This window comes from Puniceibacterium confluentis (assembly GCF_007923445.1).
Lineage (GTDB): Bacteria > Pseudomonadota > Alphaproteobacteria > Rhodobacterales > Rhodobacteraceae > Puniceibacterium > Puniceibacterium confluentis.
Genome location: NZ_VOJI01000114.1, coordinates 1 through 567, shown reverse-complemented (window position 1 = coordinate 567; position 567 = coordinate 1). Strand labels below are relative to the sequence as shown.

The 567-nt window shown below is 49.6% G+C and carries 5 tRNA genes; all 5 read right to left on the bottom strand.

What is annotated here, in order from left to right:
- Window positions 1–46: 46 nt before the first annotated feature.
- The 5 genes from FOY53_RS24300 to FOY53_RS24280 all read right to left on the bottom strand — a co-directional run bounded on the left by FOY53_RS24300 (window position 47) and on the right by FOY53_RS24280 (window position 524).
- A tRNA-Asp gene (locus FOY53_RS24300) sits at window positions 47–109 on the bottom strand.
- A gap of 23 nt (window positions 110–132) precedes the next feature.
- Window positions 133–209 (bottom strand) — tRNA-Met (locus FOY53_RS24295).
- 25 nt (window positions 210–234) lie between these two features.
- A tRNA-Val gene (locus tag FOY53_RS24290) sits at window positions 235–310 on the bottom strand.
- Between the two features lie 58 nt (window positions 311–368).
- Window positions 369–440: transfer RNA gene (locus tag FOY53_RS24285), tRNA-Glu, on the bottom strand.
- Between the two features lie 11 nt (window positions 441–451).
- Window positions 452–524: transfer RNA gene (locus FOY53_RS24280), tRNA-Thr, on the bottom strand.
- Between the last annotated feature and the right edge of the window lie 43 nt (window positions 525–567).

The window sequence follows — 567 nt, the reverse complement described above, 5'->3', positions numbered from 1 at the left end:
AAGCCCATCGATTCCTGAAAATCAATGAGCCTTATTCTTTTTGCGGTGCGTACGAGATTCGAACTCGTGACCTCCTGCGTGACAGGCAGGCATGTTAGGCCTCTACACCACAGTTCCATAATAGATTTAAATTGGTTGCGGGGGCAGGATTTGAACCTGCGACCTTCGGGTTATGAGCCCGACGAGCTACCGAACTGCTCCACCCCGCGACAATAATAAGTATTTATTTTCAAATGGTGGAGGCTGAGGGGATCGAACCCCCGACCCTCTGCTTGTAAGGCAGATGCTCTCCCAGCTGAGCTAAGCCTCCTCAACGGAACACTTCTCATATTATACCATAACAAACTTTTTAATGCAACTTTTTTTTATGACCCGTAGGGGATTCGAACCCCTGTTACCTCCGTGAAAGGGAGGTGTCTTAACCCCTTGACCAACGGGCCATCCTGTAACAAGCTCTCAACCGGGATCGAACCGGTGACCTCATCCTTACCATGGATGCACTCTACCTACTGAGCTATGAGAGCAAATGGCTCCCCGAACAGGACTCGAACCTGTGACAACTCGATT